This window comes from Peptostreptococcus russellii, assembly GCF_003012055.1.
GTDB lineage: Bacteria > Bacillota > Clostridia > Peptostreptococcales > Peptostreptococcaceae > Peptostreptococcus > Peptostreptococcus russellii.
The window spans coordinates 701,225-724,599 of record NZ_JYGE01000003.1 but is presented as its reverse complement, the minus strand read 5'-3'; the positions used below and the strand labels follow the sequence as shown (position 1 = coordinate 724,599).

Annotated in this window: 24 protein-coding genes; 19 read left to right on the top strand and 5 right to left on the bottom strand. The window is 29.6% G+C overall.

Annotation, left to right across the window (positions count from 1 at the left end):
* The 3 genes from UF10_RS05120 to UF10_RS05110 all read right to left on the bottom strand — a co-directional run.
* Positions 1–289, bottom strand: a 289-nt coding sequence (locus UF10_RS05120; RefSeq protein ID WP_146130769.1) for a hypothetical protein, incomplete at its 3' end; no start/stop codon positions are given.
* Between the two features lie 12 nt (positions 290–301).
* Entirely contained in the window at positions 302–1,375 is a 1,074-nt protein-coding gene (locus UF10_RS05115) for a cell wall-binding repeat-containing protein (RefSeq protein WP_106776735.1), read from the bottom strand.
* A gap of 266 nt (positions 1,376–1,641) precedes the next feature.
* Positions 1,642–2,310 carry a hypothetical protein gene (locus tag UF10_RS05110; RefSeq protein WP_106776734.1) on the bottom strand — a complete coding sequence of 223 codons (669 nt, stop codon included), beginning with the start codon at positions 2,308–2,310 and terminating at the stop codon, positions 1,642–1,644.
* A gap of 325 nt (positions 2,311–2,635) precedes the next feature.
* On the opposite strand from UF10_RS05110, the gene UF10_RS05105 reads away from it, so the two are divergent.
* The 19 genes from UF10_RS05105 to UF10_RS05015 all read left to right on the top strand — a co-directional run bounded on the left by UF10_RS05105 (position 2,636) and on the right by UF10_RS05015 (position 19,405).
* Positions 2,636–3,406 (top strand): SDR family oxidoreductase, encoded by a 771-nt coding sequence (locus tag UF10_RS05105; protein WP_106776733.1) that lies wholly within the window; start codon positions 2,636–2,638, stop codon positions 3,404–3,406.
* A gap of 450 nt (positions 3,407–3,856) precedes the next feature.
* Complete coding sequence (locus tag UF10_RS05100; RefSeq protein WP_242969049.1) at positions 3,857–4,135, top strand: GNAT family N-acetyltransferase; 279 nt, start codon at positions 3,857–3,859, stop codon at positions 4,133–4,135.
* 44 nt (positions 4,136–4,179) lie between these two features.
* A complete protein-coding gene (locus UF10_RS05095; protein ID WP_242969048.1) occupies positions 4,180–4,731 on the top strand; it encodes an NADPH-dependent FMN reductase in 552 nt (183 codons plus the stop codon).
* A gap of 155 nt (positions 4,732–4,886) precedes the next feature.
* Positions 4,887–5,120, top strand: a complete 234-nt coding sequence (locus UF10_RS05090) for a type II toxin-antitoxin system HicB family antitoxin (RefSeq protein WP_106776731.1) — start codon at positions 4,887–4,889, stop codon at positions 5,118–5,120.
* Between the two features lie 264 nt (positions 5,121–5,384).
* Positions 5,385–5,582 (top strand): CsbD family protein, encoded by a 198-nt coding sequence (locus UF10_RS05085; RefSeq protein ID WP_106776730.1) that lies wholly within the window; start codon positions 5,385–5,387, stop codon positions 5,580–5,582.
* Between the two features lie 446 nt (positions 5,583–6,028).
* Positions 6,029–6,949 (top strand): nucleoside hydrolase, encoded by a 921-nt coding sequence (locus UF10_RS05080; protein ID WP_170062451.1) that lies wholly within the window; start codon positions 6,029–6,031, stop codon positions 6,947–6,949.
* A 303-nt stretch (positions 6,950–7,252) separates the two neighbouring features.
* Positions 7,253–8,272 carry a heat-inducible transcriptional repressor HrcA gene (hrcA, locus tag UF10_RS05075; RefSeq protein WP_106776728.1) on the top strand — a complete coding sequence of 340 codons (1,020 nt, stop codon included), beginning with the start codon at positions 7,253–7,255 and terminating at the stop codon, positions 8,270–8,272.
* A 22-nt stretch (positions 8,273–8,294) separates the two neighbouring features.
* Entirely contained in the window at positions 8,295–8,882 is a 588-nt protein-coding gene (gene grpE / locus UF10_RS05070; RefSeq protein ID WP_334293814.1) for a nucleotide exchange factor GrpE, read from the top strand.
* Between the two features lie 50 nt (positions 8,883–8,932).
* On the top strand, positions 8,933–10,786 hold the full coding sequence (dnaK, locus tag UF10_RS05065) for a molecular chaperone DnaK (protein ID WP_106776726.1): 1,854 nt from the start codon (positions 8,933–8,935) through the stop codon (positions 10,784–10,786).
* Positions 10,787–10,912: 126 nt separating this feature from the next.
* Positions 10,913–12,079 carry a molecular chaperone DnaJ gene (gene dnaJ, locus UF10_RS05060; protein WP_106776725.1) on the top strand — a complete coding sequence of 389 codons (1,167 nt, stop codon included), beginning with the start codon at positions 10,913–10,915 and terminating at the stop codon, positions 12,077–12,079.
* A 131-nt stretch (positions 12,080–12,210) separates the two neighbouring features.
* Positions 12,211–13,161 carry a 50S ribosomal protein L11 methyltransferase gene (gene prmA / locus UF10_RS05055; protein WP_106776724.1) on the top strand — a complete coding sequence of 317 codons (951 nt, stop codon included), beginning with the start codon at positions 12,211–12,213 and terminating at the stop codon, positions 13,159–13,161.
* A 10-nt stretch (positions 13,162–13,171) separates the two neighbouring features.
* Positions 13,172–13,948 (top strand): 16S rRNA (uracil(1498)-N(3))-methyltransferase, encoded by a 777-nt coding sequence (locus UF10_RS05050; protein WP_106776723.1) that lies wholly within the window; start codon positions 13,172–13,174, stop codon positions 13,946–13,948.
* Position 13,949: 1 nt separating this feature from the next.
* Positions 13,950–15,245, top strand: a complete 1,296-nt coding sequence (gene mtaB, locus UF10_RS05045; RefSeq protein ID WP_106776722.1) for a tRNA (N(6)-L-threonylcarbamoyladenosine(37)-C(2))-methylthiotransferase MtaB — start codon at positions 13,950–13,952, stop codon at positions 15,243–15,245.
* 634 nt (positions 15,246–15,879) lie between these two features.
* On the top strand, positions 15,880–16,200 hold the full coding sequence (locus tag UF10_RS05040) for a putative heavy metal-binding protein (RefSeq protein ID WP_106776721.1): 321 nt from the start codon (positions 15,880–15,882) through the stop codon (positions 16,198–16,200).
* An 85-nt stretch (positions 16,201–16,285) separates the two neighbouring features.
* On the top strand, positions 16,286–16,630 hold the full coding sequence (locus tag UF10_RS05035) for a histidine triad nucleotide-binding protein (RefSeq protein ID WP_106776720.1): 345 nt from the start codon (positions 16,286–16,288) through the stop codon (positions 16,628–16,630).
* 212 nt (positions 16,631–16,842) lie between these two features.
* Positions 16,843–17,022 carry a 30S ribosomal protein S21 gene (gene rpsU / locus UF10_RS05030; RefSeq protein WP_074914847.1) on the top strand — a complete coding sequence of 60 codons (180 nt, stop codon included), beginning with the start codon at positions 16,843–16,845 and terminating at the stop codon, positions 17,020–17,022.
* A gap of 22 nt (positions 17,023–17,044) precedes the next feature.
* Entirely contained in the window at positions 17,045–17,485 is a 441-nt protein-coding gene (locus UF10_RS05025) for a GatB/YqeY domain-containing protein (protein WP_106776719.1), read from the top strand.
* Between the two features lie 465 nt (positions 17,486–17,950).
* Positions 17,951–18,820, top strand: coding sequence for a hypothetical protein (locus UF10_RS05020; RefSeq protein ID WP_106776718.1), 870 nt, complete (start codon positions 17,951–17,953; stop codon positions 18,818–18,820).
* Between the two features lie 180 nt (positions 18,821–19,000).
* On the top strand, positions 19,001–19,405 hold the full coding sequence (locus tag UF10_RS05015; protein WP_106776717.1) for a DUF1064 domain-containing protein: 405 nt from the start codon (positions 19,001–19,003) through the stop codon (positions 19,403–19,405).
* Between the two features lie 79 nt (positions 19,406–19,484).
* Here UF10_RS05015 and UF10_RS05010 read toward each other — a convergent pair whose 3' ends face one another.
* Together UF10_RS05010 and UF10_RS05005 are read right to left on the bottom strand one after the other, a co-directional pair.
* Positions 19,485–21,245, bottom strand: a complete 1,761-nt coding sequence (locus UF10_RS05010) for a cell wall-binding repeat-containing protein (RefSeq protein WP_106776716.1) — start codon at positions 21,243–21,245, stop codon at positions 19,485–19,487.
* A 528-nt stretch (positions 21,246–21,773) separates the two neighbouring features.
* The gene (locus tag UF10_RS05005) at positions 21,774–23,114 is read right to left on the bottom strand and encodes an MATE family efflux transporter (protein WP_106776715.1); all 1,341 of its coding nucleotides are present in this window, start codon (positions 23,112–23,114) and stop codon (positions 21,774–21,776) included.
* Between the last annotated feature and the right edge of the window lie 261 nt (positions 23,115–23,375).

Below are 23,375 nucleotides of genomic sequence, written 5' to 3'. Positions count from 1 at the left end.
TTTCTTTTTCGTTATAACGGTCTTTAAGCTTTTTCACATTTTGAGTATAAATATTATTAAGTTTCTTTTCCTTTTTAATATAAATTGAATCTAATTTTTTCGCCTTTCTTTCATCAAAGGTTTTCCAATAATAATATAAAAAACCAGTTATAGTAAATATGATCAAATAAGCAATAAAATCTCCAATTTCATTTTTTTTATCAAATAAAAGAATAAGGACTCCAAATGATATCAAGGTGAAAAAAGTCATTAATATTAATAATAGTATCTTTTGAATTTTAGTTTTCATAAAGTACCGCCTTTAGTAAAATGATTTTAATTTATTTTCTACATTTCTAGATACTGATTTTTCGCCACCTACGATAATAATATTTTTTATATTGTTGTCTTTTATGTACCTAGCCGTATCTTCATTTAGCTTGTTAGGTTGAGTAAGTAATACTGCACCATTGTTCTGAGTCGCTACTAAGCTTGATGATAAAGCATCTGGATAATTTTCTCCGTTGACTAAGACTATAGTGCTTGCGACCTTATTAAACATTGCTTTATAAGATTTTGCAATTTCAACAGCTGTTTCATATCTGTTTTGTCCATAGATCCTTCCGTAGTAGTATTTATAACCTTCACCCATTTCTAAATGTAGCCCACTATCCTGAACATAATTTGGTTTTGGAGAGTCGGGGTAGTCAGCTTTCCCACCTGCCCAGAACTTAGCTGGGACACTCTTTTCGCCACCTATAATAAAGCCAAAACCATCTATATATGCATCTTCTTCTATGAAATCATCTTCAGGATATCTAAGCAACCCCATTCTATCATCTCTAGCCATAATTGAAGTAAAAGGTATAGATGATAATAGGTCGGGGAATTTATTATCATCTATTAAAATAGACATGCTTATATCGCCCCTATTTTCTCCATAATGGAAAGTATTAAAAATAATATTATCTACCTTATAACTAAGTTCTTCACTATATAACCTTTCAATTTGTATACCCTTAGATTTAAACGTATTATCTACACTTTTATCTAATATATTATAATCCCCCATAATATAAACTCTATTAACTTTTAACCTCTTTAATTCATTTAATATATCAGTTCTTACACCATGTTTAGGATTTACAAAGTAAGGTACATTTAAAGCTGATGCCATATAGCTACCGTATAGGGCTGTTTTAAAATCATTTCCACTTGTTATTACTGCAAGGTTACCGTTTGCTTGATTCATATATTTTTTATTAGCATTTATTGATGTTTCATATCGATCGTATCCAGAAATCCTTGATACATTTATATCTGCAAATACTGGGATAGATGAAGTAAAGAGTAATGCAATTGATAAAGCTAATGATTTGATAAAATTTTTATTCATTATAAGACCTCCTTATAAAATATACTATTTAATAAATTGAAGAACATATTTTAATTCCAAAATATGTATTCTTTTAGAAGAATACGTTTATTATTTAATTATATCACTTAAATAAGTATAAAAATATTATTTATTAGAAAGTAGAGCTTAGGAATAAATAATATGTTATTTTTGTTATTAAAGAATAAATAAAATATTTTTTAAAGCTTTTAAAAATATGAAAATAAGATGAGTATTTGTATACAAATACTCATCTTATTTAGATTTTAATTATTAATTTTGGCAATTGCATTTGAAATTTTTATATATTGTCCATCTTGTACAGTTACGATTCTATTATCTGTGAAGTTATCATTTGAAATAATATTCATCATATCGTGTGGAGTATTATTTATTTCGTAATATCCATTTCCGCTAGCAGTAATATTATATTCTCCAGCAGGAATATCTACACCAACTTTATACATTCCATCTTTTATTTCAGCATCTTCGAATTTTTTTGCCTTTTCAACTGGAATAGCATAGCAGTTTGAAAGTTTTAAGTATTGATTTTCATCTAACTTTGCATACGTAAATGTTTTAAAGTTATCATTAAATAATATAGAATCAAAGCCTCCACTTGAATCACTAGAAACTTCAATATAAGCATTATTAGAATCTGAAAAAACTTTATATTCTCCAGCAGGAATATCTTTTCCAACTTGATATTGTCCACTTTTAACTATATCTTCATCTTCTTTTTTATCTTCCTTTATATCTTCTTTTTCTTTTTCGTCTTTTTTTTCGATATCTTTGCTAACAGATGATTCACTTTTTGTTTCTGCAATATTATCTTTTGCTTTTTCATCCTTAGGACTATTTCCAAGTGCGCCTATAATTATAATTAATATAAAAACTACAATTATAGAGATTAAACAACCTTTTCCTTTTTTCATATGATTACCTCCAAAAAATATTTTAAATGCTACCTTTAGAATATCATAAAAAACAAAAAATGACTATAAATAAAGGTTATGAAGTAAAAATGATAAAAAGCATATAGTTTTAAAAGTAAAATCAATAATAAGCACATATAATTAATTGAAAATAAAAAAGAAGGGATTTTTATTAAGAGCAATTAAAGATAATAAATAAATTTTTCAGAATTTATTGAAAATATTTTGAAATGATGTTAAGATTACATATACTAGACTTTAAATGATAAGTCTAATCAAGCAAACTATTAATTAGTACTATTTATTTTCATAAGGAGGTAAATCCATGAAAAATTATTTTGATCTTACAGGTAAGGTTGCGCTTATAACGGGTGGTTCATCAGGTTTAGGAGTTCAATTTGCAAAAGCTCTAGCAAGCCAAGGTGCAAAGATTGCCCTGGTAGCTAGAAGACTAGACAGACTGGAAAATGTTCAAAAGGATCTAGAGGCTGAGGGTTATGAGGTATTCGTACAGAGATGTGACTTGACTGAGTTTGATAGCATCAAAGGGATGGTAAAAAATGTGAAAGAACATTTTGGATCAATTGATATATTAGTTAATAATGCTGGTATAGCTTATGGAACACCTGCCTTAGATATGCCAGATGATGAATGGTTAAATATAATGAATATCAACTTAAATTCAGTTTATTTCCTATCTCGTGAAGTAGGAAATGTTATGAAAGAACAAGGTAAGGGTGGAAGAATTATCAACTTGGGATCAATTCATTCAACTGTAGCTATGGCACCATTTTCAGTTGCTTCATATGCAACTACTAAGGGTGGAATATTAATGCTTACTAAATCACTTGCGGCAGAGTGGGCAAAATATAATATAACTGTAAATGCTATAGGTCCGTCATACTTTGGAAGTGAAATGACAGAAAAAGTTGTAGATACACCTGAATTTAAACAAATATTAAAGGCGTATTGTCCTATGGGAAGAGTGGGTAACCCAGGAGAACTGGATGGTGCATTGATTTATTTTGCATCTGATGCTTCTAGTTTTACAACAGGACAGCTTCTTCAGATAGATGGTGGATGGACAACTATCTAGGTATTTAAAAAAGCATATAGACTATAAGAGCATAGTAGATAACAAATTATAAATCATAAGAAAAGGGGATTGTAAATTTACAAGCTCCTTTTTTCTTTTTGAATCTTGAATAATCTTTATTTTAATAACTATAAATATATACAGTTAACTCTAATATATATTTATTTTATATAGAATTTAAAGGCTATTTTTTTAGATTAAATAATAAAAAAATAGAAAAGTATAAATATTGAAAAAATTAAAATAAAGATGTATAATAACAAGTATATATTGAATAAAGATTGAAAAAAATATTTAAAAGATTAGTGTATAGAGATTAAAGGAAAAAAATTGCTAGATTACTTAAGATATTAAAAGCTTTATTTAAGATAGATAGTAAGGATCTTATTTTTTATTAGTGATTTATTTTAAATTATTATTTATATTTATAGAAGAAGGTAGGTGTATAATATGATAAAAATAGTATATGAAGTGGAAAAGAAAAGGTCAGCTGCCTATGATGATAAGAAAAACATAGGTGAGTGTACATATTCTGAATCTCCAAATTTGTGGATTATAGATCATACTCAAGTAGAAAAAGAATATGGTGGTCGTGGTATAGCGAGTAAGCTTGTTGCAGAGATTGTAGATCAAGCAAGAAAGAAAAATAAAAAAATAGTTCCTTTGTGCCCCTTTGCTAAAAAAGAATTTATAGAAAATACTAGTTACCACGATGTTTTTTCAAAATAGAAGTTAGTTAGACTTAATATATAAAATTTATGGAGGAAATAATTATGAAAATATTAGCAATAGTAGGTTCTTTGAGAAAAGGATCATATAACAGGCAGTTAGCTTTATATGCTCAGAGTATATTGAAAGATAAGGTTGATTTTGAGATTTTGGACTATCATGATGTTCCGCTTTTTAATCAAGACTATGAATTTCCAGCACCTGAAAGTATAAAAAGAGTAAGGGAGAAAGTTAGAGAAGCAGATGGATTGTGGTTTTTCACGCCTGAATATAATCATTTCTTCTCAGGTGTTTTGAAAAATCTTTTAGATTGGTTATCAAGAGTTGAAGAGGGACAAGAACAATCTATATTGTGGGATAAGCCTGCTGCAATAAGTGGAATTACTGAAGGAATGTCTGGAACTGGGCTATCACAGGATAATTTAGTGACTTTATTAAGTTGCCTAAATTTAAAAATAATGAATGTGCCAAGGCTCACAATAGCAAATGCAGGATCTCAAATGGATGAGAAAGGTAATATAAAGCTGGATTCTAGTTATAAGTATCTAGAAGATCAGTGTAAATACTTTATTGATTTCATTTCTAATATTGACTAATAACTAAGATGATATGAAAAGTAATTAAGGGAAAGTTTAGTATTCAATGTTATAAATAATATGACCCAAGTTAAAACTTTTGGAAATGTAGAAGCTATACATCAAGTATAAATCAATAGCTAAAGACATTAATAGAATGAGGGGGCGATATTAGAATGTTAAATACACCATATGCAATAGCAATAAAGGAAGTAGAGGGCAAATATCACGTACATATTCCTGACTTTGATATTGCGACTCAAGTAGATGATGTGGATCAAGCTATAAAAATGGGAAAACATATGACTCAAATTATGATGGCCCATTATAGGGAAGAAGGCAAAAATTTACCAGAGCCATTTTCTACTGACATAAAGGTTGGAGATTATGATGCTGTATTCTCCATATAATAAAAATTGAATAAATACCAAATAAAATATAAATATTAATTAATGTTAAAGAGCTGTGGGATATATTCCTACAGCTTTTTAATTTTGAATATAATATAAAAATAGAGTCGATTAGATATAAAAAATAGAACTAACATAAAATTTTTAAAAAATTATTAGAAAATTCAAATAATACATAGACTTTTGCTTGAATGTGTTGTATAATTTAATTAGGGAAAGTATTTAGAACTTTTCAAGTATGTTTTTTTAAAAAGGAGGTAATCTATGGCGGATAAAGGACTAAAAGATAAGGCAAAAGGAAAAGTCAAGAAAACAGCAGGGGGCATCTCTGGTAATAAAAAAATGAAGGCAGAAGGTGTACTTGACGAGATTAGTGGAAAGGCAAAAGAGATTGCTTCAGAAGTAAAAGATGCAACAGAAGATGTAGTTGATAAGGTAAAAGAAAAGGTTGAAAAGAAGTAAGATTTTAGTAGAAAGCAAGAATAAGAAGTTAGTGAGAAGAGATTAAGAAGAAAAAGTTAGTAAGAGAGTAGTAAAAAGTAAATGCAAGAAGAAGTTAGTGAGAAAGCTATAAGAAAGTAAAGAGTAAGAAGAATTTAAAAGTTTGTTAGCAATAAGTAGTAAAATGAAATACAGAAATAATCGAGAGAAAGAAGTTGAATAAGAATTTGTTAAGTATACCATAGAGAGACTCTTTAAAAAAATTAAAGGGTCTCTTATTTTTTATGATTTATTTTTAAAATATAATACACTGATTTTTTATGGATAAATTAGTTGTGCTTTATTAAGCTTGAAAAGATTATTAGCCTTATATATTTATTTTATAATTAGATTGACTATAGTTTATTATGATTTATAGTACAATATAAATATATTAACAAATAAATACTAGATTGATGGAGGTAAAGATGAGTAAAATACCAGTTATAATAGATACAGATCCTGGAATAGATGATTTTCTAGCGATTATGTTGGCAAAAAGTTCAGCAAAATTAGATATTAGAGCAATTACAGCTGTTTGTGGAAATCAAACCCTAGAAAAAACATCGAAAAATGCACTTGATATAGCAAATCTTTTAGACATAAACGTAGCAGTGGCAAAGGGAGCTCAAACACCGCTTGACAGAGAGCTTTATACAGCTGGAGATGTTCATGGAGAAAATGGGATAGGAAATATATATTTAGAGGCTTCGAGCAAAGAATTTGATAATCGATATGCATGGGACTTAATATATGATGAGGTAAAAAAAGAAAATGGAAATCTTGAAATTATTGCAATAGGGCCGCTTACAAATATTGCTATAGCTGTTTTAAAGTATCCCGAGTTAGTAAACATGGTCAAAAGGTTGACTATAATGGGAGGAAGTGCTAGCTCTGGAAATAGAACAGAACACGCTGAATTCAATATATGGGCGGATCCTTTAGCTGCAGATATAGTATTTAAGTCAGGTTTTAATATGGTAATGGTAGGCTTAGATGTAACAAGAAAAACTTTGTTATCAGAAGAGAATATAGAAGAAATTAAGGCTGTTAAATCAGAACATATAGATATAATTGGAAGTTTATTAGATGAGATGTTTAAGCGTTATAAAAAACTTGGAAATCCTGGAGTAGTTATCCACGATGCTCTAGCAGTTGCATATGTAATAGATGAAAGCTGTTTGGAATTGAAAAATTGTCAGGTATCTATTGAAAGCAGAGACGAAATAAGAATTGGAAAAACAATAGTTGATTTAGAAGGTAAAGATAAGAATGTGGCAGTAGCTTTTGAAGTTGATTTTAATCTATTTAAAGATCTATTTGAAAAAATGCCTCTTTACTATAATTAAAAATAATAAATTAAAAAATTATTCAAAATTTAAAAGATAAATTTTATTAAGCCAGTAAAAAATATACAACAATATATATACTGGCTTTTAAGTTGTAGAAAAGTATTCTAGAAATAGAGCTAGTAATAAAGTCTGGATATCTATATATAAAAAGATATATTTTAGTAAATAAAAAACAAAAAAACATTAAAAAAGAATTGACAATTAAAAAAATACATGTTATAACAGTATTAGAAAGTGTTTAGCACTCCTGTTAGGTGAGTGATAACAAGTGAGGTTCAACTTTTGAAAGAGGGTGACACTATGGATCTTACGGATAGACAAATGAATATACTGAAGGCCATAGTTAAGGACTATGTAGAAACAGCAGAAGCTGTTGGTTCACGTACTATATCAAAAAAATATAAATTAGGTATCTCAGCAGCAACTATAAGAAATGAGATGTCTGATTTAGAAGATATGGGATATTTGATCCAACCACATACTTCGGCGGGAAGAATACCTACTCAAAAAGGATATGAGTTGTATGTTGGTTCACTGATGAGTGATCATGAATTAGAAGATTATGAAAAAGAAATATTACAAAAATGTATTAGAAGTGACTTTGAGAAATCAGATAACTTCATCTCAGAATTATCCAAGATTTTATCTAGTATGACAAATTATACTACAATAGCTGTATATGATCGAGGTGTAGAAGCACATAAAATAAGATATATTCAGTTGGTTAGTTTATCATTAAATAAGATACTTTTGATAGTAGTATCAGAAGAGGGTGAAATTAAGAGTAGAGAGTTTGAGACAACAATTGAACTTCCTCAAGCAAAATTAAATATAATCTCAACGAGATTATCTAATAAGTTAGAGGGCATGAGGATTGGAGATTTAGATGAGGATATGATTTCTTACATTAAGTATGAAATCGGAGAATATTCTGAAATTGTAGATGACCTAGTGTATCTTTTAAATAATGTAATGAGCACAGACGGATATAAGATGTCTATGACTGGAGCAACTAATATATTTAATTATCCTGAATTTAACGATATGGTTAAAGCAAGATCATTTTTAAATATGTTAGAAGAGAAAGAAAATATTGCTAAGATGATTAAGACAAAGGGTATACAGAAGGATAACTTAAATATTGTTATAGGAGAAAATAGTGATGATATAAATACTGATTTAAGTATTATAACAGCTACTTACAATGTTTCGGATAATCTACATGGAAAGATAAGCTTTATAGGACCTACTAGAATGGATTATTCTAAGGTCTATTCAATATTAAATTATATGAGTCTTCTCCTTGATGATAAAAAGTGATAAAGATAGACTCGAAAAAGGGGTGTATGTTTTGGATAATGAAAAGAAGGACAATGTTGAAGAATTAGAGGAAGATATCAAAGACAACTCTCAAACAGAAGATTTGAATGAAGAAGAGTTGGATAGTGTTGAGGGAAATGATGAAAATATAGACAGTGAGCCAGCCTTTCAGATAAAGAAGATGGAAAGTCAGCTAAAAGAACAAGAAGAAGCTTTCTTGAGATTAAGTGCTGAGTATTCGAACTTTAGAAGAAGGACAACAGAGGAAAAAGAATCAATTGGGCTTTATGCAAATGAAAAAGTGATGAATGAACTAATTCCAGTTATAGATAATATGGAAAGAGCTCTTGAATCATTTGAAGACAAAGAAAATCCTTTATATAAGGGAGTAGAGCTAGTATATAAGCAGATGCTAGATGCTCTAGCTAAAGCAGGATTAGAAGAAATCCCATCTGAAGTTGGAAGTGATTTTGATCACAATATGCACATGGCAGTTATGCAAGAGCCAAGTGAAGATTATGAAGCAGGAAAGATAACACTTGTGCTTCAAAAGGGTTATAGATTAGGTAAAAAGGTACTTAGAGCCTCAATGGTAAAGGTATCAAATTAATATATTCAAATAATTAAAGAAAAAGATAAACGATTTTGGAGGTATAAATTATGGCAAAGGTAATAGGAATAGATTTAGGAACAACAAATTCATGTGTAGCAGTATTAGAAGGTGGAGAACCTACAATAATACCAAATAATGAAGGTATGAGAACTACTCCATCAGTAGTAGCTTTTACAAAGGATGGAGAAAGATTAGTTGGAGAACCTGCAAAGAGACAGGCAGTAACTAATGCAGATAGAACAATAACATCAATTAAGACTCATATGGGTACTGATTATGATGTAAAGATAGACGGAAAAGATTATTCACCACAGGAAATATCAGCAATTATACTTCAGAAGTTAAAGGCAGATGCTGAAAGTTACCTAGGAGATAAAGTAACAGAAGCAGTAATAACTGTTCCAGCTTATTTTACAGATGCTCAGAGACAGGCAACAAAGGATGCTGGTAAGATAGCAGGTCTTGAAGTTAAGAGAATTATAAATGAGCCAACAGCTGCTTCACTTGCATATGGTCTTGATAAGTTAGATGAAGAAAAGAAGATATTGGTATTTGACTTAGGTGGTGGTACATTTGATATATCTATCCTTGAAATAGGTGATGGTACATTTGAAGTACTAGCTACTGCAGGTAACAATAAACTTGGTGGGGATGACTTTGATAAGATAGTTATGGACTACCTAGCAGATGAATTCCAAAAGGCAGAAGGTGTAGATTTAAGAAGTGATAATATGTCTCTTCAGAGATTAAAGGAAGCTGCAGAAAAGGCAAAGAAGGAACTTTCTTCTACAATGTCTACAAATATAAATCTACCATTTATAACTGCAACAGCAGAAGGTCCAAAGCATTTAAATATGGACTTAACAAGAGCTAAATTCAATGAATTAACTGCAGATTTAGTAAGAAAAACAATGGAACCAACTAAGCAGGCAATGAAGGATGCAGGTCTTGCTAATTCAGATATAGATGATGTTTTATTAGTAGGTGGTTCTACAAGAATACCAGCAGTTCAGGATGCAGTTAAGAACTTTATAGGTAAAGATCCTCATAAGGGAATAAACCCAGATGAATGTGTTGCAGCAGGTGCTTCAATACAGGCAGGTGTTCTTACAGGAGAAGTAAATGATATATTACTACTAGATGTTACTCCACTTTCATTAGGTATAGAAACATTAGGTAATGTATTTACTAAGATAATAGAAAGAAATACAACAATTCCTGCTAAGAAATCACAGGTATTCTCTACAGCAGCTGATAACCAGACAGCAGTTGATATACATGTTCTTCAGGGTGAAAGAGCTATGTCTTATGACAATACTACTCTTGGTAGATTCCAGCTTACTAATATCCCACCAGCAAAGAGAGGTGTGCCACAGATAGAGGTTGCCTTTGATATAGATGCAAATGGTATAGTTAATGTAACAGCTAAGGATCTAGGAACAGGTAAGGAACAAAAGATAACTATAACTTCAAACACTAATATGTCAGAAGAAGAAATTGAAAAGAAGGTTAGAGAAGCAGAAGCAAATGCTGAAGCTGATAAGATAAAGAAGGAAAAGATAGAAGCTGTTAACCATGCTGAATCACTAGCATATCAGACAGAACAGACTTTGGAAGAATTAGGCGATAAGATTGGTTCAGAAGAAAAGTCAGATATAGAAGCTTCTATTGCTAAGGTTAGAGAAGTAAAGGACAATGAAAATTCTACATCAGAAGAAATAAATAACGCTGTTGAAGAACTAATGAATAAATTCCAGAAGATTTCTCAGGAAATGTATTCTCAGGCACAGCAGGAAGCTGCTGCAGGTCAGGGAGCTGAAGCTCAGGAAGAATCAACTCCAAAGGATGATAATGTAGTAGATGCTGACTTTACAGAAGTAAAGGATGAGGACAATAAGTAGTCGGATAAAACAGTATAGACATTCGAATAGTTTTAGAATATAATTGAAAGAGTGTTGATACAGAACAATAGCTTGTGGTATTAACCACAAGCTATTGTTAATTAAAGATAAGGCAGGTGTAAGAATTTGAGTACAAATAAGAATTATTATGATATCTTAGGTGTATCAGAAACTGCTGATGATAAAGAAATTAAAAAAGCTTATAGAAAGTTAGCTATGAAATATCATCCAGATAAAAATCCTGATGATAAAGAAGCCGAGGAAAAATTCAAGGAGATTAATGAAGCATATGAAGTGCTATCAGACTCTGAGAAAAGAAATATATATGACCAATACGGAGCAGATGCTGTAAATGGACAAGGTGGATTTGGCGGCGGAGGTTCGTATGGCGGTGCTGGATTTGAAGATATTTTCGGAGATATCTTTGGAGATATATTTGGCGGCGGAAGCTCAAGAGGATTTGGTGGATTTGGCGGATTCGGTGGTTCTACAAGAAGAGGACCAGTGAGAGGCGCTGATATACAACAGTCTATAAGAATTGATTTCAAAGACGCAGCTTTTGGTAAGAAAGTATCATTGAAAGTAACTAGAAATGAAGAGTGTGAAGTATGTAATGGATCTGGTGCTAAGCCAGGAACATCTAAAAAGACTTGTTCTGAGTGTGGAGGATCAGGTGTCATAACTGAAATAAGACAGACTCCATTTGGTAATATGTCTTCACAAAGAACTTGTTCTAAATGTAGCGGAACAGGTGAAGAGATAGAACATCCATGCAATGAATGTGGTGGAAGCGGTTCAGTAAGAAAGACAAAGACTATAGAAGTAGATATACCAGCTGGTATAGATGATGGTCAGATAATAAAGCTTGCTGGCCAAGGTGAATATGGGGATAAGGGTGCTCCAAGAGGGGATTTATACATAATTGTAAAGGTTAAGCCAGATAAGAAGTTTACAAGAGAAGGATATGATGTATATATTGATATGCCAGTAACATTTGTTCAGGCTGCTCTAGGAGATGACTTACAGGTTCCTACTATAGATGGTGATGTTAAATATTCTATCCCAGCAGGAACTCAAACAGGTACCGTATTTAGATTAAAGGGTAAGGGAATTCAGAAGATGAATTCAAGCTCAAGAGGAGATCAATACGTTAAGGTAGAAGTTGAAGTGCCAAAGAAGCTTTCAGATAAGCAAAAAGAACTTTTAAGAGAATTTGCTGGAGAAACTGGAGAAAAAGTACAAGAAAATAAAAAGTCTTTCGGTCAAAAGATAGAAGATTTTTTTAGCAAATAAAAAGGTGCGATTTCGGTCTAATTAGATTGAAGTCGCATTTTTATTTTAAAGGTGATATAATAGAAAAGATGTAAATTACTATTTGGAAAAACGGTGATAAAATATATAAAGTACTATAATAGGAGGAAAAAGTGAGTAAAATTTGGACAGAAATAACAATCAAAACTACTACAGAAGCTGTAGAAGCAATAACTAATATACTATTTGAAAACGGTGCAGAAGGTGCTATGATAGATGATCCTAAAGATTTTAATTTTGAAAAAACACATGAATATGATTGGGATTATGTAGAAGATGATATACTTGAAGAAAACAGGAAAGATGATTCGGTTAAGATAAAGACATATGTGGATGAAAAGATAAATATAATGGAGTTTATAAGTATTATACAGGAAAAAATAAATCTTCTTCCAAATTATGGTCTAGATATTGGTCAAGGCAAGGTCTATTCAGAATCAGTAGATGAGCAAGACTGGGCGAATAATTGGAAAAAGTATTATAAACCAACTAGAATTGGGGAAAAAATAATTATTAAGCCTGAGTGGGAAGATTACAGTGCAAATTCAGATGATATTTTGATAGAAATGAATCCAGGAATGGCTTTTGGAACAGGAAATCATGAAACAACTAGTATGTGTGTTGCAAATCTTGAGAAATTTGTTAAAGATGACTCTACAGTATTTGATATAGGCTGCGGAAGTGGAATACTTGGGATTACAGCTGCAAAACTAGGTGCTAAAAAAGTAATTGGAATAGATATAGATAAAATAGCTGTTGATGTAGCTAAAGAAAATATAGAAAAAAATAATGTTTCGAACATAATGAGTGCAGTTGAAGGTAATTTGGCGGATGATATAGATAAAAATATAAAAGCAGATGTGCTTGTAGCTAATATAATGGCAGATATAGTGATATTACTATCAAAAGATGTCAAAAACTTCCTTGCTAAAGATGGTATTTTTATATCTTCAGGCATAATATTAGATAAAATAGATGAAGTGAGCAAAGCTTTGGAAGCAAATGGATTTGAAGTCATAGAAGTGCAAAAAAAGGGTGAATGGGCCTGCATACTAGCGAGATAGGGGTAGATAGATGGATAGATTTTTTGTTGAATTAGAAGATATAGACTTAGAAAATAAGTCTTTAAATATATATGGTGAAGATGTAAAGCATATATCAAAGGTTCTAAGATATTCTAATGGTGATAAGATAGAAGTTTGTGATGGACATAATAAAGAATATATATGTGAAATAGCAGAAATAAGCAAAGATACTGTGCTTCTTAATATAATAGAAGAAGTAAAGGTAAATAGGGAAAGTAGGATAAAGCTTAAACTATATCAAGGACTACCTAAAAGCACAAAAATGGATATAATATTACAAAAGCTAACAGAGTGTGGAGTATTAGAAATTATACTCGTAAATACAAAAAGAAGTATTGTAAATCTTAATGATAAAAAAGCAGATAAAAAGTTTGAAAGATGGGAAAGAATAGTCTATGAGGCAGCTAAGCAATCAAAGAGAGGGCAGATTCCAAAATTAAGAGGAGTCTTGAGCTTTGGAGAAGCTTTAAAGGATATGTCAGAAAATGATATAAATATATCTCCATATGAAGCAGAAAAGTCTCTAGGAATTAAGGAAGTACTTTCCAGTGAAAGAGTAAAGAAAATAGTAGATTCTAAGGAAGAAGTGTCTATTGGTATATTCATAGGTCCTGAAGGAGGATTTTCTGAATCTGAAAATGAAAAGATTAAGGAAAATGGAATAGACTCAGTAAGTATGGGTCCTAGAATATTTAGGACAGAAACTGCCTCAATAGTGGCAAGTAGCATAACACTTTATGAATTAGGTGATATAGGAGGAATGTAGTTTGAAGAAGGTGGCATTTTATACACTAGGTTGTAAAGTCAACCAATACGAAACAGAAGCCATGCTAGAAATATTTGAAAAAAGTGGATATACTGGAGTAGATAGTGAAGAGTACGCAGATGTTTATGTTATAAATACATGTACAGTTACGCATATGTCTGATAGAAAATCAAGACAATATATAAGAAGAGTAAAAAAGAAAAATCCTAAATCGATTATAGCAGTTGTTGGATGTTATTCTCAGGTATCTCCAGAAGAAATACTGGATATAGAAGATGTTAATCTTGTTATGGGAACGCATGATAGAAAAACTATAGTAGAGAAGGTTGAATCTATAGATTGTGAGTCTAAAATAAGTACTGTAGATGATATAATGAAGGTAAAAGAATTTGAGGAAATAGAAATAGTTGAAACAAATGGAAGAAATAGAGCCTTTATTAAGATACAGGATGGATGTGATAGATATTGTACATACTGTATCATTCCATATGCTAGAGGAAGGGTAAGATCTAGAGATCTTGATGGAATAATCAATGAAGTAAGTAATTTAGCTAAAAATGGATTTAAGGAAGTTGTATTAACAGGAATACACGTAGCCTCTTATGGTAAAGATTTAAAAGACGGTTCAAGTATTCTTACAGTAATCAAAGAAATTGCAAAGATAGAAGGAATAGAGAGAATCAGACTTAGCTCTGTGGAGCCAATTTTATTTACAGATGAATTTGTCGATGAAATCTGTAAAATAGACAAGTTAGTACCTCATTATCATCTATCACTGCAAAGTGGTTCGGATGAAACTTTAAAAAGAATGAATAGAAGGTATACATCTGAAGAATACAAGCAAATAGTAGATACTCTTAGAGAAAGAATTCCCGATGTTGCAATTACTACGGATGTAATTGTAGGCTTTCCTGGAGAAACAAATGAAGAATTTTCTGAGACATTGAAGTTTTTAAAAGAGATAAAGCTAATGCATACTCATGTATTTAAGTATTCCCCAAGAAAGGGAACACCAGCAGCTAAGATGGATAATCAGGTTGATCCTCAGATTAAAAATATGAGAAGTGCAGCCTTACTTGGTCTTTGTACTAAGAATTTCAAGGAGTTTGCATCTAATTATCTTGGTAAAACTATGAGAGTATTATTTGAAGATAAAAATTCTGATGGAGTTTATGAAGGGCTTACAGATAATTATATAAGAGTAAAAGCTAAGTCAGATAAAAATATTAGTGATCAATTCTTAGACGTTAAAATAACAGAGATAAAGGATGATTATTGCTTAGCAGAGATATGCTAGACTTATAATAAGTAGATAAGGATAGGATATTATTAATAATTCGTATATAATAAATAGAAGATTATGGTTTAGCTAGTGTATAAAAATATTATAAAATAAGTGCTTTTCATTAAAATTTATCTAGGTTAAGTAATGAGTTTGATTGTAAGTAATAAGATTACTCTAGTTAAGTAATAAAGTTATTATAACTAAGTAATAAAAAGCTATAAATAATCAATAAAAATATTATAAATACACTGCTATAAATATAGAGATCAATGTTTTCATTGCTCTCTATATAATTGTATATAATAAAGTACAGAAAAAAGTACAGAAAAAAGTACAGAAAAATTTATTGAATAAATAAAGGTCGCTTTTATATATAAAATCTAAAAATGATAAAAAATTTGTATAAAAAAGTTTGTATAAAAATAAAAAAAATTTGTATTTAGTCTAAGATTTTAAAAGAATAAAACACATAATTGCAGAAAGGCTTGTTCATACTTATTTTATTTATATTTTCCAGAACATAATTATCTATATTTCTAAAAATTGTGAATTTTATATAATAAGTAATTCATATAAGCTTAATATTATAGTATAATATAGTAAGTTACATATTATAGTAAGATAATTATAGATTTGGAGGTAAATTATGGTTATTACAACAACAAGTAGTGTAGAAGGAAGAGAAATTGCAGCATATAGAGGTATTGTATTTGGAGAAGTTGTTTCTGGTGTAAACTTTATGAAAGATATTGGAGCAGGTTTTAGAAACTTCTTTGGTGGCAGAAGTCAGGGCTACGAAAATGAGCTTATGAGAGCTAGAGAAGAGGCACTTGATGAAATGGCTGAAAGAGCAGAAAATATTGGTGCAGATGCTGTTGTGGGCGTGAAAATGGATTATGAAGTATTGGGAGCGGATAATGGAATGTTAATGGTTACTTGTTCAGGAACTGCAGTTAAATTAAGATAGGTAATAATTTCATATTGACATGATTTGGTAAAATGATGAAGAAGTGTTATAATATATTTAGTATATAAATGTGGGGGATGATAAAATGGATTGTATATTTTGTAAGTTAGCAAATGGAGAAATACCAACAAATATGGTATATGAAGATGAAAAAGTGGCTGCATTTAAAGATATGAGCCCAGTGACACCAGTTCATATCCTAGTAGTACCTAAGAAGCACTATGCTAGCCTTGAAGATATTTCATATGAAGAAATGGATATAATAGCAGATATCCACAGAGCTATTAGAAAGATTGCTGATCAAGAAGGCTTTGCAAAGGATGGATATAGAGTAATAAATAATTGTGGTAAAAATGGTGGACAAGAAGTTGACCATATTCATTACCATTTATTAGCAGGTAAACCACTAACAAAATTAGTAACGGACTAGGATAGATTGAGATATAATAGCTTATTATGTATTTAATTTAAATAAAAGTGCCTAGATTATAACAAGTTCAATGTTAAAATTAAAAATATAGTAGTAAAATAAAATATTATAACAAAAAGACTTGATAAATATAAAAAATTAGATTATAATATTAGGGTATTAAACTAAAAGATTGGTTTGATAAATCGCTAAGTTGTAGGGAGGTGAAACAGATGTCAGAAGTAAGAGTAAGAGAAAATGAATCATTAGACAGTGCGCTTAGAAGATTTAAGCGTCAATGTGCTATGTCTGGCATAATGTCAGAAGTTAGAAAAAGAGAACACTATGACAAGCCAAGTGTTAAGCGTAAGAAAAAAGCAGAAGCTGCTAGAAGAAAAAACGCTAAAAAATAGTAATTAAGAAGAGGTGAAGGGGATGTCCCTTAAAGAAAGACTCCAAGAAGATTTGAAGTCTTCAATGAAAAATAAAGATACAGTCAGAAAATCAGTGATTACACTTATCAGAGCTGCTATAAAGCAATATGAGGTTGATAACCGCGTAGAGCTAAGTGAAGAAGGTGTAGTTGATATAATATCTAAACAGCTAAAGCAAAGAAATGATTCCCTAGTGGAGTTTGAAAAAGCTAATAGAGAAGATCTGATTGAAGAAGCAAAATCTGAAATACAAGTTTTAGAAGAATACCTACCTCAACAATTAAGCGAAGATGAATTGGAAAAGATTGTAATTGATACCATCGCCGAAGTAGGAGCTACTTCTATGAAGGATATGGGTAAGATTATGACTACTATCAAGCCGAAAACTGTGGGACGTGCAGACGGCAGAAAAATTAATGAACTTGTTAAAAAGAATTTGTAAAATCTTAGACCCTACAGATATTGAAAAATATTTGTAGGGTCTTTATTTTTAAATTAGATATTTTTAATTATTAAAACTTTATTACTAAGTATATAATTATATACTTAGTAATTTTTATGTATTTTTTATTATATTAGTATAAAAAATATGTGTTATTATATCAGAAAAAATAACAAAAAAAGATTTATAATTATTTTATAGATGATTTTTTAAAGATAATACTCTTTTTTAAAATTACTATTCATTTTGAAAACAGATAGAAAATAAGGGTTTAAATATTTAAAATATGAAAAAATAAAAAAAAATGTTATATTATGTAGTTTGTTTTTTGTAAATTTAAACAATACCGATAGAGTCAAGTATTGTTTGGGATTAAAGTTTATATTATATAATTTAATAAAAGTGAAGGGAGGTTAATAATTTTAAAAGCAAACTATAAGAGTATGTTAAAGGAGGTTTTAAAATTTGAAAAAAGTAATTAATTTAATGTTGTCAACTTCTCTATTAATAGCTTCTTTTGGAAATGTAACAAGTTCATATTCTTATGCAGAGAATATACAAAAGGAAAGTGTTGAGAATGTAGAAAATAAGATTGATTTGACAGATCCTATGACAAGTATTATTAATCAAGATTTAAGTAGTTCTGATTTATCGGATCAAGACACAGGCGCTTATACATCATCACTTTTACACACAGGAAATGAAACATCCTACTATGGTGGTGAAATTATAAATTTCTATAATAATATATCTGTATCAGGTAATGTTACCAGATTAGAAGAGGGAGCTCATATAGTTATATCTATACCAAAAGATGTATTTCAAAAACCTGAATTAAAAAATATATCATCTTCATATGAGTTAATAAAGGGAGTAGAAATAAAAGAGACTGAAAAAGATTGGCAGATAGTAACTACATATAAAGAAATACATGGTGGATATAATGGTGCCACTCCTTTTAAAATTAACTTTTTAGAAAAACAGATAATAAATAAGTCTGAAGCAACAGTAAAGCAGGAATTTTATGATAAAAATGAAAAATTACTAGCTGAAGATTCTGTGATTGTGTATGGTAAATCTGAAATCGAAAAACCTAGTTCTTCCGTCTATTCTGCTCAGAGGCTAAGAAATGAGGTAGATAGTAATTACGTTATAAAAGAAAATACCTATGCAAGTTTTAATTATAATAGTTTGAATAAACCACTGGAAAACAGGGATGATCCTAGAGATAGAAGAGTATATGCTACAATACCTGAAGGAACTAAGGTTAAAGAAGGTACAGGTTGGTCATTTGATCAAATGAATAACAGATATTATTGGGTAAAAATCCTATGAATGTTTCTATAAATATTCATAGGATTTTTTATTATAAAAAATATAGTAGTTTGATTTTTGAAATTCTAAAAAGTTTTTTTATCGCATAAAAACTTGATATATGATAAAATGATGTTGAAATCAAGTTATAACATAAGAAAAAATTTTATAAAGATTTAGTATAAAGAGGGGGAGAAATATTTGATAAATTGGTCAGAAGAAGAATTTAAAAAATATGTAAAAACAAATTCAAGTTCAAATAAAAAAAGAAAAAGTAAATATAGAGCAGAAAAAATGGAATTAGATGGCATTTTATTTGACAGCAAAAAAGAAGCTGAAAGATATAGTGAGTTAAAAATGTTAGAAAGAGCAAATTTAATAACAAATCTTGAATTGCAACCTAAATTTTTGTTACAAGAAAAATTTGAATATAATGGAAAAGTAATTAGAAAAATAGAGTACATTGCAGACTTCAAATATATTGATGAAAAAGGAAACACAGTAGTAGAAGATGTAAAGGGTTTAAAAACGGATGTATACAATATAAAGAAGAAGTTATTTTTAAATAAGTATATGAATAAAAAATTAATATTTAAAGAAATATAATAAAAGCCCACTTTTTAGTGGGCTTTTGTTATAAAAATCTATTATCTTTATATAAATTATCGGATCGAAAAATATCAAATTAATGAATTATGCCAGAGGTATTTTTATTATTTAAAGCCTTAACAATTGCATTATTATCTTCATGAAGTTGATTATTTTCTGATTTAGATAAAGCTACCGTTGTACCTACCATAGCTGGCCCTGTATGGCTATCTACATATAGTGAGTATTTCTTTCCATTTTTTATAACAGTACCGTATGTATTTGCTCCAGCGTATATGTGAGTATTGGAATCAGTTCCTACATAAGGTATTAATTTTATTAGGAATATAGAAGTTGAAGCATCTTCATCATGTGTTCTTCTATATATATTTTTATTTATGATAGCATCTCCACTAGAGTTAAACTGAACTCTAGAAAGTATATGTTTTGGAAGCTTAATCTTTGCTTTGCCATCAGTTCCTGGTATTGTCAATTCATTTGAACTAGCTGCGGCCTTTATTTTAGGTATAAATAAATTTTTCATTTCATTATAAAAAGCTCTATTCAGTGTAAATGAGCTGCCATTTGTTCCAGAAAGTGCACCGTTTTCTATTGCATTTGAGAGTTTGTTTATAGCATTTATATACTTGCCTTCATTACTATAGTTCGGCTGGGCTCCAATGTTCATAAATACGGAGTAGTTTTTACCATTTTGCTTAAGAGTACCGATATTTCTTTCATGAAAACCATCACTGGAATAATTACTATAATCGCTTACATATATTGTAAATAGATATCCAGATTCAGGAGACTTCATAGAAAAAGCTAAGTCATTGTCCTGTAGATAGTCTATTTTTCTACTGCTGACTATATTAGACAAGTCTTTAGGGATATTAAAGCTTAGATTATACCCTGAGATATTACTTATTAAATTCGGATTATTTACTGGGAGAGCTTTACCCTGTATAGCATAATCTATATTTTTATCTGGAAGAGTTTTTTTACCACCAACTACAAATATGTTATCAGCCTTATTAGCTAAGTCAGATACTCTTTTATCACCGTTAGTAGTAGTTAAGAGAATATTAGCAGATTTTGAGTTAACCAGATTAATTGCACTCATAGCATCTGCAAATTGATTAGCACTCACAAAAATAATATCATTATTCTTGCTTTTTTCGGCAATTTTTATAGATGTATCATATCTGTTATTTCCTGAGATTCTTTCCCCAGCATCTTTACTTACTGATTTTTTTCCACCAAAAGTATACTCTACATTGCGTCCCATGGAGTCATAATTTTCATTTGGTCTAACTAACATTAAACCAAGATCTTTTTCCTTTAGTAAAGAATATGAGCTAAGTGCATCTGCAAAGTTTTCACCGCTTGCTACACCTACATTTTCGTAGCCTCCAGCATCCAAACTTTTTTTGTTTGTTTCATATCTGTTTTTACCAGCGATAGGAATAATATTAGTAATTTTGTGCTCGATTTTCCCGTACTTTCTATTTTCTTTTCCTCCTATAAGAAACACATTTTCAGGTTGATATAGATCTAAATAAGCTTCAACTGTTAAATCATTAAACCTGTAGTCAACGTCTAATAGCAAGACTGCATCGTATTTGTTTGCCAGATTCATAGCACTAAGAGAGTCAGCAAAGCTATAGCCATCTGCTATAACTATATTCTGTCCCTTAATCACATTTGATAGACCTGAAGTTTCAAGGCAAGTTTCAGACCTGTTATTGCCAGCATATCTTTTATAAGTTTTTTCAGAAGCATCTGCCTCATTGACAGATAGTGATAGAATGGTAGCTAAAGATAAGCCGACAGTTAAAATTTTACTTCTCAATTTCATTTGAAATCCCTCCTTTAAGGTATCTTATTGAGTATTAAAAATTTATAATCCTTATTATATAATAGTATTCAAATCAAATAAAATCAATATGAATTGATTAAAAATAATAAAGATTCAGAAAATATCTGTTAAAAATTTGCTTATCTACAATAATAGATAGTAAATATTGGCTAGAGACATTATAGTAATAAGAGCAGCAAGAAAGTAAATATAGCTATTGCATCTATAGAATAGCTTTGAGTACTAAAGACAGATATTACAAATAAGAAGAGTATTAAGAAAATAAATATAAATATTGGATCTAGAGAATATATAGATTTTGTATATTGAATATAAGAAAAGCCCTAGCAAATTTTAGCTAGAGCTCTTAGTTTTTTATTTAAAATTAATATAAGTAGTAAGATTTTTAAGTGTATAATTAAGTCGATATTATTAGAATAAAGTTAAAAGAATAGAAAAAATATTAATATTAAATGAAAATTAATAAAAAATTCTTAAATATTATTAAAACTACTAGAAATATCAATTCTAGGAGACGGTTTTAAGTATTTTTTTGTAATAAAAATAATAAAAAAATCCTACCGTATCAGCTAAGAACCAACCTATTGGAACAGATATCCAAATACCTGTAATTCCGATAGAAGGAATAGAAGATAGTGTGTAGGCTAGTATAACACGGCTTCCAAGAGAAATAATAGTTAATAACATAGAAATAACTGCCCTGTTGATGGCTCTATAGTACCCGTAAAATAAAAACAATAGGCCTATTCCAAAATAAAAAGAAGCCTCTATACGCAGATAGTTTGATCCAATAGCAATTATTTCTTTTTGGGATGAATCAATAAAAATTCTCATCAAAGGTTCTGCAAATACTATTATTATAGTGCTTATAATAACACAGAATATAAATACTGATATAAGAGAAATCTTCATTCCCTTTGATATCCTATCATATTTTTTTGCTCCGAAATTTTGTGCAACAAAGGTTGAAAAAGCATTTCCAAAATCTTGAACAGGCATATATGCCAATGAGTCAATCTTAACAGCTATTGCAAAGGCAGCAATTACAACTGTTCCAAAACTATTTACCAAACCTTGAACAGCAAGTATACCCAAGTTCATAACCGACTGCTGAGCACACGTTAGAAAAGAAAGATTTCCTATAGATTTTATTGTAGTAGTATTCCAAAACATATGCTTTTTTTCTACTCTAAATTCAGGAAAGAAAATAATATAGTAAAGCATTATCCCCACACCAGAAACATATTGTGCTATAACAGTTGCAATAGCAGCACCATTTACTCCCCAATTTAAATATAAAATAAAAACAAGGTCTAAAACAATATTTAAAACGGTTGATATAAATAAAAATAATAGGGGGATAAGAGAGTTTCCTAAAGATCTCAAAAGGCTTGCAAAAAAATTATATAAAAAAGTTGCCATTATTCCAATAAATATATAGAAAAGATAAGATCTCATAGTATTGTAAATCTCAGGTGGTATTCTTAAAAGTAGCATAATTTCATCTAAAAATACATATACTAAAATATTAATTAAAATTGATACTATCCCTATACTAATAAATGACATAAAAAAACTATTTTTTAGATCATCAAATTTTTTTTGACCGTACTGCATAGAGAAAAATGCACTACTTCCCATACATAACCCTAAAACTATAGAAGTTAGAAATATCATCAAGGTATAGGATGATCCCACAGCAGCTAGGGAATTTTTTCCAAGAAACTTACCAACTATAAGAGTATCAGCAATGTTATAAAATTGTTGAAGTATATTACCAACCATTAGTGGAAGTGTAAATTTAAAAAGTTTTATAACAATACTTCCCTCTGTTAAATCATATTTCATAAAAATATTTTCCTTTCTTAAAAAAAATCTAATTACAGTTATAATATCAAAAGAAAAATGTTTTTTCAATCCAAGCTAATTAGTTTGCCAATAAAAACAGTAAATATTTAGAATGATGTTTTTAAAGGTAAAATTACAAGCAACATTTTCTATTTTTACTATGGATTTAAGTAGAAGATTACTGTAAATTATATAGGTATAGTAATCTTAACATTTTAATAGAGATATTGATATTAAATATAAGGTATCTATAAAAGAAAA